Source organism: Lysinibacillus sp. VIII_CA, from assembly GCF_049943995.1.
In the GTDB taxonomy this organism is placed as follows: domain Bacteria; phylum Bacillota; class Bacilli; order Bacillales_A; family Planococcaceae; genus Lysinibacillus; species Lysinibacillus pinottii.
The window spans coordinates 1-16,128 of record NZ_JBNFXM010000014.1 but is presented as its reverse complement, the minus strand read 5'-3'; the positions used below and the strand labels follow the sequence as shown (position 1 = coordinate 16,128).

At 34.2% G+C, this 16,128-nt stretch carries 12 protein-coding genes and 1 pseudogene; 10 read left to right on the top strand and 3 right to left on the bottom strand.

Going from position 1 to position 16,128, the window contains the following annotated elements:
- Positions 1-4 precede the first annotated feature (4 nt).
- The 5 genes from ACP3VS_RS16760 to ACP3VS_RS16740 all read left to right on the top strand — a co-directional run bounded on the left by ACP3VS_RS16760 (position 5) and on the right by ACP3VS_RS16740 (position 4,253).
- Positions 5-334, top strand: a complete 330-nt coding sequence (locus ACP3VS_RS16760) for a hypothetical protein (RefSeq protein WP_426389307.1) — start codon at positions 5-7, stop codon at positions 332-334.
- Between the two features lie 24 nt (positions 335-358).
- A complete protein-coding gene (locus tag ACP3VS_RS16755; RefSeq protein WP_051563241.1) occupies positions 359-691 on the top strand; it encodes a DUF4288 domain-containing protein in 333 nt (110 codons plus the stop codon).
- 1,129 nt (positions 692-1,820) lie between these two features.
- Positions 1,821-2,258 carry a helix-turn-helix domain-containing protein gene (locus ACP3VS_RS16750; RefSeq protein WP_036161659.1) on the top strand — a complete coding sequence of 146 codons (438 nt, stop codon included), beginning with the start codon at positions 1,821-1,823 and terminating at the stop codon, positions 2,256-2,258.
- Positions 2,255-3,436 (top strand): macrolide family glycosyltransferase, encoded by a 1,182-nt coding sequence (locus tag ACP3VS_RS16745; protein ID WP_426389305.1) that lies wholly within the window; start codon positions 2,255-2,257, stop codon positions 3,434-3,436. The genes ACP3VS_RS16750 and ACP3VS_RS16745 overlap by 4 nt, the downstream gene beginning before the upstream one ends.
- 469 nt (positions 3,437-3,905) lie before the next feature.
- The gene (locus ACP3VS_RS16740; protein ID WP_243432493.1) at positions 3,906-4,253 is read left to right on the top strand and encodes a DUF5839 family protein; all 348 of its coding nucleotides are present in this window, start codon (positions 3,906-3,908) and stop codon (positions 4,251-4,253) included.
- A gap of 836 nt (positions 4,254-5,089) precedes the next feature.
- Here ACP3VS_RS16740 and ACP3VS_RS16735 read toward each other — a convergent pair.
- Entirely contained in the window at positions 5,090-5,806 is a 717-nt protein-coding gene (locus ACP3VS_RS16735; RefSeq protein ID WP_197149045.1) for a hypothetical protein, read from the bottom strand.
- An 886-nt stretch (positions 5,807-6,692) separates the two neighbouring features.
- Here ACP3VS_RS16735 and ACP3VS_RS16730 point away from each other — a divergent pair.
- Positions 6,693-7,715 carry an alpha/beta hydrolase gene (locus tag ACP3VS_RS16730; protein WP_031415857.1) on the top strand — a complete coding sequence of 341 codons (1,023 nt, stop codon included), beginning with the start codon at positions 6,693-6,695 and terminating at the stop codon, positions 7,713-7,715.
- A 285-nt stretch (positions 7,716-8,000) separates the two neighbouring features.
- Here the strand turns inward: ACP3VS_RS16730 and ACP3VS_RS16725 are convergent, their stop codons facing one another.
- On the bottom strand, positions 8,001-8,873 hold the full coding sequence (locus tag ACP3VS_RS16725; RefSeq protein ID WP_196243900.1) for a GNAT family N-acetyltransferase: 873 nt from the start codon (positions 8,871-8,873) through the stop codon (positions 8,001-8,003).
- 668 nt (positions 8,874-9,541) lie between these two features.
- Between ACP3VS_RS16725 and ACP3VS_RS16720 the strand changes: the two genes are divergently transcribed.
- From ACP3VS_RS16720 to ACP3VS_RS16710, 3 genes and pseudogenes are all read left to right on the top strand, one after another.
- Positions 9,542-11,041: a methyl-accepting chemotaxis protein gene (locus tag ACP3VS_RS16720; protein WP_422762360.1), complete on the top strand. Its 1,500-nt coding sequence runs from the start codon at positions 9,542-9,544 to the stop codon at positions 11,039-11,041.
- Positions 11,042-11,277: 236 nt separating this feature from the next.
- Positions 11,278-11,575 (top strand): annotated as a pseudogene (locus ACP3VS_RS16715) (MFS transporter); the annotation flags it as partial.
- Positions 11,576-12,089: 514 nt separating this feature from the next.
- Positions 12,090-13,238 (top strand): copper amine oxidase N-terminal domain-containing protein, encoded by a 1,149-nt coding sequence (locus ACP3VS_RS16710; RefSeq protein ID WP_426389302.1) that lies wholly within the window; start codon positions 12,090-12,092, stop codon positions 13,236-13,238.
- Between the two features lie 138 nt (positions 13,239-13,376).
- On the opposite strand, the gene ACP3VS_RS16705 is transcribed toward ACP3VS_RS16710, so the two are convergent.
- The gene (locus ACP3VS_RS16705) at positions 13,377-13,577 is read right to left on the bottom strand and encodes a hypothetical protein (protein WP_031415863.1); all 201 of its coding nucleotides are present in this window, start codon (positions 13,575-13,577) and stop codon (positions 13,377-13,379) included.
- A gap of 590 nt (positions 13,578-14,167) precedes the next feature.
- Here ACP3VS_RS16705 and ACP3VS_RS16700 point away from each other — a divergent pair.
- A complete protein-coding gene (locus tag ACP3VS_RS16700) occupies positions 14,168-16,054 on the top strand; it encodes an FAD-dependent oxidoreductase (RefSeq protein ID WP_197149047.1) in 1,887 nt (628 codons plus the stop codon).
- Positions 16,055-16,128 lie beyond the last annotated feature (74 nt).

Genomic DNA, 16,128 nt, shown 5'->3' with positions numbered 1-16,128 from the left:
ACAGATGAAAAAACATACTCCTGCAGCTGCTATCGGAGTTCTATATTTTGTACCAGGTATAGGACAAGCCCTCGTAATTGGAACAGGAATCTTCACAGTAGGTTTGGCCACTTATAAAGTAGGAACTCGAATTGGAGACTGTATAAATTCGTTCATAGAAAAAGAGACAGCAGACGAATATATTTCTAAGAACAGAAAAGGCTCTATTAGAAGTGAATTCCCAGGGGAATATTACGGAAAAACTCTCAATGAAATCGAAAAAGATGCCAACAACGGCAATGCTGCAGCAAAAAAAGCAAAAAAATTGTTAAATGATAATCGCTTTAAAAAATAATTAAATAGTTTAGGGGTATAAATTATGAAGATATATTCAGTGAAAATATTATTAGAATCTATTGTAATACCAAACACCCATTCATCTAAAACATTCGAAGAAATTATCATATTGGTAGAAGCTCAAAATTCCGATGAAGCAGAAATAAAAATCCGCCAAAAATTTGTTGATGATACTTACAAAAATGCAGATGGTGGGCAAACTACATGGAGTCTTGTAAAAATACTTGATATATTTGAAACTGTTGATCAATTCGAAGGAGATATGAATTTCAAAGAAGTTTATAGTCGCTTTTTACCTTTCGATAAACCAATTACTGCAGATGAAGTCATAAAATTATATTCCCTTGATAAATAAAAAAAGGGCAACAGTATTTAATACTGTTGCCCCTTTTTATTTCAATAAAGAAACATCTATTTCTTCAACACTCTATCATTTATATTAATTATCTGGAGTATAAGTGGGGTATTAGCGTTATCATTGTCCTGAAGTGTTGAAACAAGATATTGTGAGAGAGCAGAGCAATTTATAGCTGCTCTTTTTATTTATGCTGTATTAAAAACAAGCTCAAAACTTATTCGTGGTGAATGGACTTTTGAGTTAATATATAAAGAGAATATTATCTGTTCAAGTAAAGTTAATTATAATATTCTTAATAATAGTTATAAAAAACACAAAAACCACCATGCTAAAAATACTGCTTTTTAGAGTAGACATAAGAATGTAAGGAGCCAACTGCTATGAGATTGGATTCTATCTTTGTTAAATAAAGATAATAAGTATAAAAGGTTTAAAATATTAGGTTTACTATTAGTTGCCTGCCTTATCTTTTATTTTTATTTAAATAATTTAGATATAGAGCAACAAATCAGGCTTTCCCTAGTTGTTTTAATTTTAGGTTTTTCAGATATATTGAAAAAAGCATTTAGAAAACATACTATTTGAGACTGGGATATAACTAGTTATTAGTTCACGATAAAATAGGAATTACATACAACGATGCGTAAAATAAAGAAAGTTTGTATCCAACAGAAAACCAATCTAAGCGATGTAATACCAACATTTAGATTGGTTTTCTAATAAACTACATCAAAAATTAAACTTCTATTTTTACCCCCATCCTTACTTGGTTAGAACGTTGTGTCCAATTATTAAAACAAAATGAATCAGTAGTGAATATTCACAGAAAAACAGGTCTTTCTAGGAACACTGTTTACTCAATTAAAAGGCAATTAGAAAAATGAATGTAGATATGAAATAAAGTCACAACGTTAATAAACAGTTTTAAGTAAAATCCTGTGTTGGCATGCAGGATTTTTTAATTGTTCCACAAACGGGTCAGATCATGGAATAACCATCGAATATCGATAGGGTATCTTTCTTGCGTATGAATATTTGCCACAATATTTAACAAGAAATGTTATGAACTGTTGATAGATATCTCCTTAAATCCTCTATATTATAAAAATAAAAGGAGATGAAAAACATGATTGGTATGAATATTCGTGTTTTGCGTAAAAGGCATAAACTAAGTCAAGAACAATTGGCTGAAAAGGTAAACGTATCACGGCAGACCATAGCGAAGTGGGAAAATGGGGAGGCTATACCTGATATTTACAAATTCAAAATGCTCGGTGATATTTTTCAAGTAACCATAGATCAATTATCCCAAAATTTGAATGAAGAAGAAGCAAATCGGATTAGTCCTAAAGGGAAGCAGTTCTTTGGTGTTGTGAAGGTAGGAGAACGCGGACAGATTGTAATTCCAAAACATGCACGTGAAATGTATCAGATTCATGCAGGTGATAAACTGGTTGTTTTGGGAGAGGATGCGACAAAAGGAATCGCTGTCTTAAAAAGTGACGGCTTCCTAGAATTTGCAGAGATGATTCGAAATGCGGAATCCAAGGATGAGAGTGAATGAGTAAAATCATCTTTTTTTCGTTACCCGCACATGGTCACACCAACCCCACTATTCCGGTAGTAACCGAATTAATAAAGAAAGGTCATCAAGTTTGGTATTATTCCTTTTTAGAATTTCAGGGCAAAATAGAAGACACTGGTGCTTTTTTTATGGCTTGTGATGAATTCTTACCTAAAGTTACACATATAGAATTGGATCGTAAGGTTGGCAAAGATTTTGCAGCATTAATTGAAATGGCTGCGGATATAACGATTGCTTTGGATAAAAAGGTGTGTAAAGAATTAAGGGATATTCAGCCAGACTGCATTGTATCTGACTCTTTATGTATTTGGGGAAAATTATTTGCTGAGAAACTAGGAATTCCATATATTTGTTCGACTACTTCGTTTGCCTTTAATCAGTATACAGCAAAACTAATGAAGCGGAGTTTCATGGAAGTCTGGAGAATGATTCTAGGCATGCGAAGAATTAACAGAAAAATTAAACTATTAAATGATCATGGTTATCGAGTAGAGAATTTTGTATCGTTAGTTCAAAATGATAATGAAACGGACACCATTGTTTACACTTCGAAAGAATTTCAGCCAATGGCGGATACCTTTTCTGAGCGCTATGCCTTTGTTGGACCGTCCATAAAGCAGTCTATACCGATACAGAATGATAAAAGAGGTAGAAAAGTAATCTACATCTCTCTTGGAACTATACTAAATCAGAATCAGGATTTTTACCAAAACTGTCTCAAAGCATTTGGGAAGACAGACTATGATGTTGTGATGTCAGTCGGAGAAAAAACGGAGATTTCGTCTCTTGATAGCGTACCAGAAAATTTCATAGTGAAAAACGCTGTGGATCAGATTTCAGTATTACAGAAAGCAGATGTATTTATTACCCACTGCGGGATGAATAGTACGAATGAAAGTCTATTTTTTGGAGTTCCAATGGTTTTATTTCCGCAACATAGCGAACAAAGAATGGTAGCTGACCGAGTTGCCCAGCTCGGTGCAGGAGTAAAACTTAAAAGAAAAACTCCAAAGGATTTAGCAACAGCGGTAGCTGAAGTGCTTACAAATCGAGTATACCAGAAAGAAGCGCAGAAACTGTCAGAAAGCTTTAGGAAAGCTGGTGGTGCGTTAGAAGCAGCTAATGTGATCCTGAGTATAATTGGAGAGAAATCCTAACGCCTTTGTTTTTTACAAAAGTTTATATGGTGAACAAAACTTCAAGAAGCAGGCGCATTTCTTTATTAAGGAATGCGTCTTTCTTCATCTAAAGGGTCAGATTATAGAATAACGTACTTTAACGCTGTGGGAATTTACTATTCTGTAATCTTCAAACAAAAATTGGATGACAAAGTAACTGGGCTAACCCATGATATTCGAGATAATATCATAGAAGTAAAAGACTCTGCTAAATCAACGGTGAAACAGACCATTAATGTACTCAATATGCTGGTGCGAGTTTTCAGTCTGTAGGTAAGCACCGCATTAAGGCTTTTTGCCCCAGTTTTAAATTTTACCAGACCGTACAGCAGTTTTTTAAATGATAACAATAAAAGATATAAAGAAGTCTACTAAGCAGGCGTCTGATAAGAAAAGTAATCTTTACAATCGTTAAAAAAAACTTTATCAAACCCGTACAGGTTTTTTAATGGGCTTTAAAGCCTTTGTAGGTGTTATATATGAGTCATTGAAAAAAATCAAAGCAGAGGACAAGTTAGGGTTGTCTCACGGCTATTTAGAAACAATCAAATATCACTCATTAGATGCAGCCATTTCAGCCAGTGATCAATACGTTAAAATCAATCCTAAAAAGTACACATGGCATATCCCTAAGTATTTACTTGATTTAAACATCCAACCAGGTGATATTGTTAATGTCGGAAAACCAATTGCACGTATCTTAGTAACAGAAGTTTTTAGGGAAGAGATTGAAGAGACAGGAAAACAATATAAAAGAATTAGAGGGCTTTTGGAAAAAGTATCCCAAAAAGTATAAGTTTTTACAACATGCAAGGATCGGGTACTAAGAGTTATCTTAGTTGCGTGAAAAGAGCCAAGTATAACGTGCAGGATTAAGAGTGTGCTACAGCACACTCGAAAAGCGCGTCGCACTTTGGTTGGAACGGTATACGGGAGGGTTTGATATTGTATACATAACAAAGTAGAACTATATGGAGAACGAAATGATAGGTATACCGGTTGAAAAAGGAATGAAATTTTGTTGTAAGGGTAGCCAGAATAATCACCATTAAATTTCAGAGTGCCCTTCTACGCACCTTCAAAAATTCGGTGTGCTTAATGGCATAAAATCGGAATCCGATTTTTGACCTCTGGCGATTTAATTTTCTCTAAATAGTGTTCCCAATGGGAGTGTGGCCACACTCCCATTGGGAGGAGATTCCTATGACCTTTACGAATATTTAGTTGTTATTTTTCAAAAAAATAAGCAGTTATATTTGTTGTTGCTTTGCTCGAATTGTAAAGAAAAAACTATAAGTGAAAATAAGTAAACTATAATTATTAAGAGTAACGAATTGGTTATTCAAATCTAAAGACAGTAGGGATAATACATTGTCCCTACTGTCTTTAGATTTTTGAAATTTTTATTTTTTACTCTTTTCTGATGATTTTATAATTATTAAGCTAACGATACTTATAAGCGCAACTCCATACATAATAGTTTTATTGGTTTCGCCCCAAGTATCAACCATTGCTAGTAGAATTATTAGTAGTAATAAAAAGTAAAGTAAGTAACTTCGCATTTGTTAAACTCCTTCTTAAGTATAGGAAAAAAAGTAGAATTAATAAATTTCCACTTTTAACCATTCAGTGTTAAGCTAAATTCTTTAAAGCACGTTCATTAAAGAAGTAATTTTCATCTTCATGTTTATTATTTTCGTATGAAAATAAAGGTCCACAAGATCCTATGATTGCACTTATATTAAAGAAATCCATAAATAATTGTTTAGATGCTGAAGATAACTTACTAGCAACAGAGAAATCTTCTAGAGCTTGACTTAGAGCTTTAGTTTGGCTATACCCCTTGTCTTTACGATAATATTTATAATTTGTAAGAACTTGTTGCATTACTTTAGTGGCACCACCAAGAGTGTCTAATAATTTGTGAACTTTAAGGATTTTTGTTACAGGAATAAGTCCTCCAAGAGCTCCGACGCATGCAGCTATTTCTATAACTGAAAACGAGTAAGCTGAAATATTAGGAATTTGAACTTCACTTTCACCAATTTGCTCTAAGGAACCAAAGTTTAAATATTCGCCTTCAGCTGTGATTGTTAAACCAGAATGGTTTGATAACCATTCTGCGACTTCTTCAGCACTTTGCTTTTCAGATGGTAGTTGCTCAATTGCATGCAGTAATTTATAAAAATCACTATCTTTATTAAATCCTAATTCATTTAAATATAATTCTTCTTCATTTGTTAGTTCAGTTGCTTGAGTAGAAATTGCCGACATAGTTACTCCACCAACTAATAATGCAGAACAGCAAAATGTTGTGAATGTCTTTTTGAATAAACTATTATGAATCATTATTTTTTCGCCTCTTCCTTATAAGTATATACTGTAAATTTTTTTATTAATTGTAAATTATTTATATTATTTACTATTACAATAATAACATTATTGAGGTTTAATAGAAAGTGTTTGTAAAAATGACTAAATATTCCTTATTTTCTGTTTCATCTTAATTCTGCAGTGAAACCATGTTTGGTTATGCGATTTTATACACGTTGCAGGTAGTAAGACTACCATTAAAACGCTGTCAAAACAAAGATATATAAAATTTCGTATACACAATAACTAGTGATTCAAAAAAAGGCAGTAACGACAAAGGTTGGTCCTTCATCGTTACTGCCTTTTTTTAATGTTATGTATAGTTGAAATGCATGAACGTGAATAATTTTTTAACTTTTTTTGAAAAAAAGGTTGTTAAACCGAAATGAAATTACCTTTATAGAGTGTTAGATGGTTAGCCAATTATAACAAATACAAAAAATATCTATACTTCTACAACATTCTTGTATCCACACGCAGGTAAATGCTGAAACTGAAGAAGTTTCTGAGAAGAATTCTATCGATGAAGTAGATAAGGAGCTTTATACAAAATATAGACAGTATCATGAAAAACTCAAAAAGCCTAGGTACTCCACATTGCTATTCCACATACATAATATTCTCTTCTAAAGGTTGAAGGTTGAAATCTGATATAATTCATTTGTATGAGGTTCAATAATATCTAAATTAGACTCATTCATCTAATTAGATAAATATTGTGTGGGCGGAAAAAAAGAAGGAGGAAAATCAGAGTTTAAAGGACGCTGATCTTTTTTGCATAACGTAGGGCGTATCCACCCTTTTCTTTTTCCGTCAAGTGAATTTCATATAATAATGAAGTGAGGTAAGGTGTTCATTCAATTTGAAAACTAAAAAAAGATTTTATCAGAAAAAAAAGCGATGGATGATTCCCGTTTATATTATTGTCATTCCTATATTGCTTATATTTATAATTGGTCAGTTTACACCTGTACTTAATACCTTTATTATCAAGCAGCTTTTTGAATCTGATTCTTTTGCATCCCCTAAGGACATTGAAACAATAAAAAGGCAAGTCCATGTTGAAAAAGATATTGTTTATGATGAACATGGAATTGAGAATAGTCTTTTAGATATTTATTATCCGAAAAATATGAAGGAAGAACTCCCTGTTATCATGTGGATACATGGTGGTGCATTTGTATCAGGTAGTAAGGAACAAACGCAAGAATATGGAATGGCATTAGCCAATGAAGGATATGTTGTAGCAAATATAAACTATGCTATTGCACCGGTACAAAAATATCCGGGGCCAATCATACAAACTAACCAAGCTCTTAAATATTTACAGGATAATATTTCGAAATATGGCGGCAATATGAATCATTTATTTATTGGCGGTGATTCAGCAGGTGCACAAATTGCCAGTCAAACCATTGCGATAATAACAAATGAAGCTCTAGCAAAATCAATGGATATTCAACCTACAGTTGATAAAAAACAGTTAAAAGGTGCTCTTTTATTCTGTGGGGTTTATAACATGGATAAAATAGGTGCTCAGTCATCTCCAATAATAAAAAAAGGTATCCAATCAGTATTTTGGGCATATACAGGAACAAAAGATTTCAAGTCTTACTCTAGAATAGATGAGATGTCTACAGTTAAACATGTAACACCTAATTACCCACCTACCTTTTTGACAGTTGGAGATGCAGATCCACTAGCCCCACAATCAACAGAGCTTATAGATGTTCTCAAAAAGAATGGTGTGGAAGTAGAAAGTGTTTTATTTGAAGGAACAAATTCTGACCTAGGTCATGAGTATCAATTTGATTTTACTACTACGCACGCTGAACAAACACTTGGGAAAACGCTTGCCTTCATAAAGAAGTATAGTGGGAAATAGCTCAATACGCACATCAGGTTTGGTTTAATGAAATTGGCTTCTGTCCGTTACTAGTGAGCTAAAAAACATCACATAGTAATATCACCTTTGTAGAAATACCTTGTAACTTCATTTCACTGGCTTTTAATTTTACTTCTTGCCGATGACTCACTCTCATCCCCATAAAAATAAGCACCTCCAATTGATATTAGGATACATTACCCTAAATTCAATTGAAGATGCTTTTTTGTTTTGTCTAACCCGAAGGAGTCAGTTCAAGGGGCAGCCTATCCCTCTTTTTGTTACCTAATTGAGTTTTGTGAAGTATCTTATCTCTTCTTTATCCGTATAAAAGCCAACCGATTCGTATAGAGATAAGGCTGATTTATTTGTCGTTAGTACCATGAGAGTAGCTTTTTGTAGCTTATGAGACTTAAGATATTTCAAAGCCTGTGTAAGCGTAAACTTTGCAATTCCACGCTTTCTCCATGGTTCACGGACATAAACGTCCTCAATTACACCGTAGTCTTCTTCCTGCCATGTCATTAGTCCGCCAACAATAGTGTCTATTTGACGTATGACCATGGATGTCCATAGCTTGTTTTTTTTGTATTCAGACAATCTATTAAGACCAAGTGGAGCATCTGGCCAAATTTCAGCTTCAATATTAAGGTAATCTCTTTCCTCGCTAGATGTCTCCATGCTCCAGTGTGAGAATTGAAACTCCCCCTGAAGTTTTAACTCCACAACCGGTTCAGTCAAATCTCGATTCATGCTATACAAACTATTCAGAGGGAGATATCCTTTTTGGATAAAAAACTGATTGTTTGCTGTTTCTTTCGAATCGTTACCTACACAAAGTATTGTTCCGTATTCTTGAGGTAAAGTTACCTTTAATTGCTTTGCTCTTGTTAAAAGATATTGATAGACTTTGTCGAGCAACGTAATGTCCTGTTCTCTTTCAGAAATGGTTTTCAGATTAATATATATAGAGTGATTGTTCTCTTTTGAACGACCTGGAGGAACAACGTTAATGATGCTAACTTGCCCCTTAGCGACCATTTTCCCATCTTCAAATGCGCAATAAACGTTACACCAATTATCTTCGTCCCCGACCCACCAAAATGTCGCGTTGTCTTTTGCTGTTACTGATTGGTACAACTCACCAAGTAAAGGCATATCTCCATGTTCGAAGTTACGAATGAAAAATTCTGTTGGTGATTGGCTCAAAATAATACCCCTCTCAATAGTAGGGGGTTCCGCAGTTTAGAGGGCTAGCTATGCGTTTTCCCCTTGAATAATTTGCCCTTTGCTAACATTTGTTTGCTCACAGTAAACTCCTCCTTTGACTATTATTACCATTTAAAATAACACACTTTAATACTTGTATCTACATATTTTTATCTCTATATTAATTTTTTTCAACAAATTTATAATCGAATTTTCATAACACACTAATTCAATTCTTTTAATAAACCTTCAATGACAAATTCAATTAAAATATATGAATATAGCATTGATTTAGTATGTATTTAAAAAGATTCCTTTGTTTCGCGTTGGATAGCCCGAAAGAAGTAATCAAAAAAATCTCTTTTTATCATAATCCCTGGGAATTCACTAGTAATTTGAGTATTTGGATACAGATTCAAAAAAATATATAGTTCTTAAAGTAAATGAGGTAGCCGTTATAAGGAATATAGTGCATCTAAAAAATATATTATTTTTCGAGTGCTTTTTAACTATTTTTTCGGTTATAATGAGAAAAACACGAAATATGATTCTAGTTTTATAACTAATGATTCTTGAATTAGTCATGTAATCTATACACTATCGAAGGGGAACTAAGAATGTTTTTAAAAAAAGAACGGAACATAACAATTGGCGATCTTATTAAGTTGAGTGAGGCTCAATTGCAAATGGCTAAACAGGGTCAATATGATTTTGAGTATACTTTAGCTTCAACAAATGATGAGGAATTAAACCAGTTAGTACATAATTTAAATCAAGTAAATAGGCTTCGGAAAGAATCTGAAGATCAATTGCAGAAAAAATTGGGTAATGTATTGAAAAGTAATGAAATGGGTCTTTGGGAATTACGAGTATTGAACGGACGCTTGGATGATTCAAACAATGTTTTCACAGCTTCGTCAGAATTAAAAGAGCTCTTAGGGTTTGATAGTTATGCTCTTAAAGACAGTTTTCAAGATTTTTTGAAGGTAATTACAGAGGCGCATCGTTCTGATTTTAAAGAGATGCTAGAGGAGAGTTTAGAAACACAAACTCGATTTAATATGGAGCATTTGATATGCTGTCGTGACGGTCAAGAGCGCTGGATACAGACTACAGGAATGGCTTCCCATCTTGAAGATGATCAGTATCAAATCATTGGTTTGATGATGAATATTCATGATAAAAAAATAAACGTGGAAAAATTACAGGGATATGTAACACGTTATGATTTAATTAATAAAGCTCTGGTAGAAGCGCCATGGGATATGATTGTAGATCAAGGGAATCCATTAAATCCACAGAATTCCTTTTGGTGGAGTGAACAATTTCGAAGAACATTGGGCTTCAAGGATGAACATGATTTTCCAAATATTATGAGCTCTTGGAGTGATCGCTTGCATCCAGAGGACAAGCAGCCTGCATTAGATGCGTTTAGTGCCCATTTATTAGATTTTTCTGGGCGTACGCCATTTCAAGTAGATTATCGCCTTCAATTAAAATCAGGTGAATATCGCTGGTTTCATGCAAACGGTACAACGCTTCGTGATAATGAGGGAGCTCCTTTGCGAGTGGCAGGAACTATTCGAGATATTACACATGAAAAAAAGAAAGAGCAAAATGTGCAAGAAACTATGACACGTATGGAGGAATTATCAGCTTCTATTAATCAAATGGTTGATGGCATTAATTCTATTACTATGCAGGCACAGGAACTGGCGAACACACAGGAAAAAACTACAGAAGCTGCCAATGATGCGAAAGGGGTAGCAGATGAAACACAGATTATATCACATTTTATTCGAGAGATAGCAGATCAGACAAATTTACTAGGGTTAAATGCTGCAATAGAAGCCGCACGTGCAGGAGAACAAGGAAAAGGTTTTGGTGTAGTAGCTGAAGAGGTAAGAAAATTAGCAGTTAATTCGGCTAAGGCAACAGGTAATATTGAATCAAGTTTAATGCAAATAAAGGTTTCTATTGATACAATTATTGACTATATGGATAAAATTAGTGGGCTTGCGCAAATGCAGGCGGCTCTTACAGAACAATTGAATGCCTCGGCAGATGAAATTGGTACAATGTCACAGGATTTGGTGGAATTTTCAAAGCAACAATAAAATAAAAGAGTATTTCGCTAAAAAAGCTTTTATATAAAGCAAATAGGGGAATTCTCATTAAAATAACCAGGTACTCCTAAAGTTTTTTATGAGTATCTGGTTTTATTTATGAGTTTTAAAAAGATGCTTTTTTTTTGACATTCAGTACACGTAGTGCTAGCAGAGATATACTTAGATCAAGAGACTACCTAAAAGTCCCACAGTAACATATCTTATTTTTATTTATTTACTCAGATGGTCATGGTTTATCGGAGGTTGGAATTGCTATAGGATTTCGTGTAGATGCTAGGTATCTTCCGTCGATCGTAACAGGGATGCTTGTAGATAAAGTCGGACGAACAATTTTTGTATTGCATCAGGAGTGACTTTGTTATTTGCGGTTTATTAGCCGTATTCGCACCGATTCTATGGTTCTATTAATCGTAGCACTTTCTTTAATTGAATAGGGTGGAACTTAATTAGTGGACTGCACAAACAGTGGATTCGACAGAGCCTTCTACACGTGCAAAAAAACAACTTAATTTAAGGTTCTTTTGTTGACACTCGGTACTACGAAACGAGTGTCGGCACTAATGATACATGAGCATGTTTTGTAAAAAGATGGGTCAAAACATGCTTTTTATATTTGTTCTCATACGTAGGATAAAAAAGTCTCGAAACACTCGTTTTTTAACATACTAGAGAAAGAGGGAGGTAGGGAAAATTCAGTTATGGGGGAAATGAATAGTTTTTATAAACAAAAAAATCAGTCTAAATGGAGTAGCATCAAAAAACCAAAAAAATTTAAAAGATAATAAAGATACAAAATTTCAAGTTTACATTAGCTATTCCCATTTATACCCTGCAAGGCAATATTTTTAGCCCCAATTCAGCCCCATATCGCCCCAAAAAAGCATTAATCTGCTATAGCTTGTACACTCTCGAAGGTCAGAGCAATAGCCATTAAACGTAGCAACTCTTAATAGAAAAGTGTATAATTTGGCTTATATTGGAAAATGCGAACGTAGTAGTAAATTGAAAATATGCAAAACGTATTGGGGACTATAAAATGAGAAGAAACATTATCAGTACAGTAGTAATTTTTTTATTAATTGTTCCTGTTAGTCTAACTGTGCAGGCAGCAAATCTATTTGAACTTTATAATGATATTACAGAAAATGATCTTCATAACAGTATCATTTTGTCGCCTGAAAGCTCAAAGGCATTTGTTAATGGTAATATGGTTTCTGCCATACAGCCAATTGTAAAAGATGGAAGAACCTTAGTACCACTTCGCTTTATTTCTGAAGGATTTGGTGCAAGGGTAGATTTCAACCCTCAAAATAATACCATAACCATTAAAAATTCGGATAAAACTATAACCTTGAAAATAGGGAACAAGGCAATAGATGTGAATGGCGATTCGATTCAAATGGACGTTTCTGCAGTCCTGCATCATAATACAACCTATATTCCTCTAAGATATATAGGGGAGGCATTTAATAAGAAAGTAGTCTATTTGAAGAATGAAAACCAGCAACCATATAGTTTGATTATTATCAGGGGTGTAAATGCTACGGAGCTTGAAAACCTTAGACTTGTTCGCATTTGTGAATGGCTATTTCAGGGGGAATCTATTGTCTATAGCGATCGTTTTATGGCTGTGATGCAAGAAAAAGGTCAATTATTCTATAGCAATTATTTTTCTGATTTTGAACCCTTTGTTTATGAGGAATTTATTGAGGATGAAAATATAGTTAAACTAGGAGATATTTGGATTAAAACGGATATGGGCAATTTTTATATGGACTACGCATATAGCACTACAAAAGAGTTTATTTTATATTATGTGGATGGACAAGCCATTTCAAGAGTAGCCGTAGAAAAAGCACCGATTAAAGCTGTAAAACCTTATCAGAATCATGTTTATTATCTAACAAGATATGAGCGGGGGATAGTAAATGCGCCTGAAACAAGTAATTTAAAATATGCAACACGAGCAAATGGACAATGGGTTTCTGATTATTTAGGCATGCCAGGTTTTTATTATGGTTTTGATACGATAGGTAATGCCTATAACTGGAAAATAAATGATAATGGCATCTATATTTTCGGTTATAATAGATTTGGCAATTTAAGCTCAGAAGATAGAAAAAAGACTTTTGGAAATTACAGGGTAGACTTAAAGGGGCACCATCATGAGGTCATCAACCCTTAAAGGTTGCGTTTTAAGCTGAATTGGCTGGTTTACGTTCTGTTTTGTATGGAACTTTAGCCAGTCAATTTTTATTTACTCTGTTCACTATATCTGGAATGGGTACATGGTCGAATGGTTTATATATAGAGGGTTTAACTATTATTTGCGTTTCTTTTTAGTATAAAAAATAAACCAAATAAAATATAGGATTGGCATGAGTGACAAACCTAGTGAAACATATTTATGTTGCTCATTAGGTAAAATAATAATAGAAATAATCGCTAATATAATGGCAGGGAATACAGTGTAAAACCAGATTCGTACAGCTTTATTTTTAAAAGTAAGTTCAAATCGATCCATACAAGAGCACCTCATTTATTAATCCTAAAGACCATTGTTCGGATAGTTGGGAATGATTTCCTAATAGAAAATATATCATAGTAAAATAAAAAATAGAAGTAAAATGGTAGGGGTGACGGATAAAACTAGCTCATTAAAGGTTATCGAAAAATATTTTTTGTCCTGTAACTTTATTTGAAGTTGATGCGTCTACTTAGTAGTGTATTTAACTATTTTTGAAAAAGAATAGTGAATTTACATCATTTACCAAAGGATTTTTAGTTGCTTATCGACAAAAATATAGATTAAAATGATTCTGACTGTTTTTTTATCAGGTACAATGTATCCTGATCAACTACTTGTGCCCGCAAGCACATCCCCGTTTTGACTGCTTACTATAAGTGATGAAACAAACCTTGTCTGCAAATCGGAAAAATATCCCAATCCTTTATATGATGGAATACACGATAATTTCATAGAAAAATACTGTAGAAAATGATATGCCTTATGGTTGTAGGCAAAAAATCAATAGGACATTCAGCTCTTTCAAGTGGCAGAAATGATGATAAAATAAACATGTTATTGGAAATATTAACTATCGGAGGTTTATTATGGGTAAAGGCGTATTATGGACAGCCACTGCTATCCTAGTAGTTTTACTTGGGTTTGGAAGCTACTACTTTATTAAAGAAATAACGAACTCTATGGCATACAATAAATTAGTGGATGAGTATAAAAAGCCAGTACCCATCAACAATATAGAGTCTGAATATGATGTGATTGTCATTGGTGGTGAGCCTGAGGGTGTCGCTGCTGCTGTTGCTTCTGCTCGTAATGGAGCTAAAACCTTATTGGTAGAAAAACGTGAAGAATTGGGTGGATTATTTACATATGGGATGCTAAATTTTCTAGATATTCCACGTGATGGTCATAATAACTCCATCAGTGAAGGTATTTTTAAAGAATGGCATGAGCTAGTGAGAGGCAATGATGCTTTTGGTATCGTCGGAGCTAAAGCAGCGTTTAAAAAGCTGATTGATGAGGAACCCAATTTAACATTGTCGGTGCAAACGGAAGTAGTTAAAACGAATCTTCAACAACAACAACTAAATTCTGTTGAGCTAAAAAATGAATACGGTACATATGTCGTTAAAGGAAAATCATTCATAGATGCTACTCAGGATGCAGATTTTGCGACGATGTCTAAAGTTCCTTTCTTTGTTGGTGGAGAAGATATTGGAATAAAGGATAAGCGCATGGCTGTAACATTAATGCTTCACTTGAAAAATGTCGATTGGGATCAAGTAAAAAAAGCGGCTAAGTCAGATGTATTTGGCGGGGCTAACTTGAATCATACCGTAATGTGGGGCTTTACAAAGCTTCATGATGAATATAAACCTTTGCAAGAAGGTACAAGATTAAGAGGGTTAAATTTAGCCCGAGTGGATGATGAATATTTTATTAATGCATTACAAATTTTCGGAATTGATGGTTTAAATGAGAATTCGAAGCAGGCTGCCATAGCTGCAGGTAAAAAAGAAACATTGCATGTACTAAAATATTTACAGGAAAACTTCCCCGGATTTGAAAAAGCAGAAATTGTCAGCTTCCCGGAAGAGCTTTATGTACGAGAAACTAGACATATTTGGGCTGAATATCAATTACCAATGTCCGATATTTGGCAGAATCGTGATCATTGGGATAGTATTGGGATTGCCTCTTATCCAGTAGATGTGCAGGCTCAAACACCACATGATTATGGGTATGTTATTTCTGCGCCAAAGCAATATGCGATTCCATTCCGATCTCTAGTACCAAAGGATATCGATGGATTACTTGTTGTGGGACGCTCTGCAGGTTATTCATCTTTAGCAGCGGGAAGTGCCCGTATTGTCCCAACTGGTATGGTGACTGGTGAAGCGGCAGGGACAGCGGCAGCACTAGCTCTTCAACAAGATGTTACTTTTAGAGAAATGAGCAAGGATAAGAAATTAATTGCTGCATTAAGGGAGCAGTTGGATAAACAAGGTGCCTATGTCGATTCATTTTCTGTGGACTATCCTTATCAGGGCAAATGGTATGATGAAGCCATTCAAACATTAATTAACTATGGACTTGTTGTTGGCGGCTATGATAATGATTTAAAGGTCGACAGTAAAGCAACGAAAATTAAGTTTGCTAAAATGTTGAAAGAAAGTATGCTACGTGCCGGCTCAGAGAGTACAGCCGATAAAAAAGATAAGCTGGAGATTGTTATTAATAAGGTATATAGCACGGGTGATGAAGCTATTACGCGAGATGAGCTGGCACAATATTTGGCAGATGTGCTCATCGGTGAATCGACTGCAAATAGCTGGGAAAGTTTAATTGATAAAGAAATTGTTTCGGAAAAAGTAGCGAAGAAAGTGAAAGACAATAAGCAATTGAAGTTAAAAGAGATGTATGCCATCATGGCAGATGTCATTCATTATGTAGAAAAAGAACGTTCCTCTAAATGAACTGCACCCCAATTGTTAGACACATCTAACAATTGGAGGTGTAGTTTTTTTATGACGAAATTTACAAATGAACA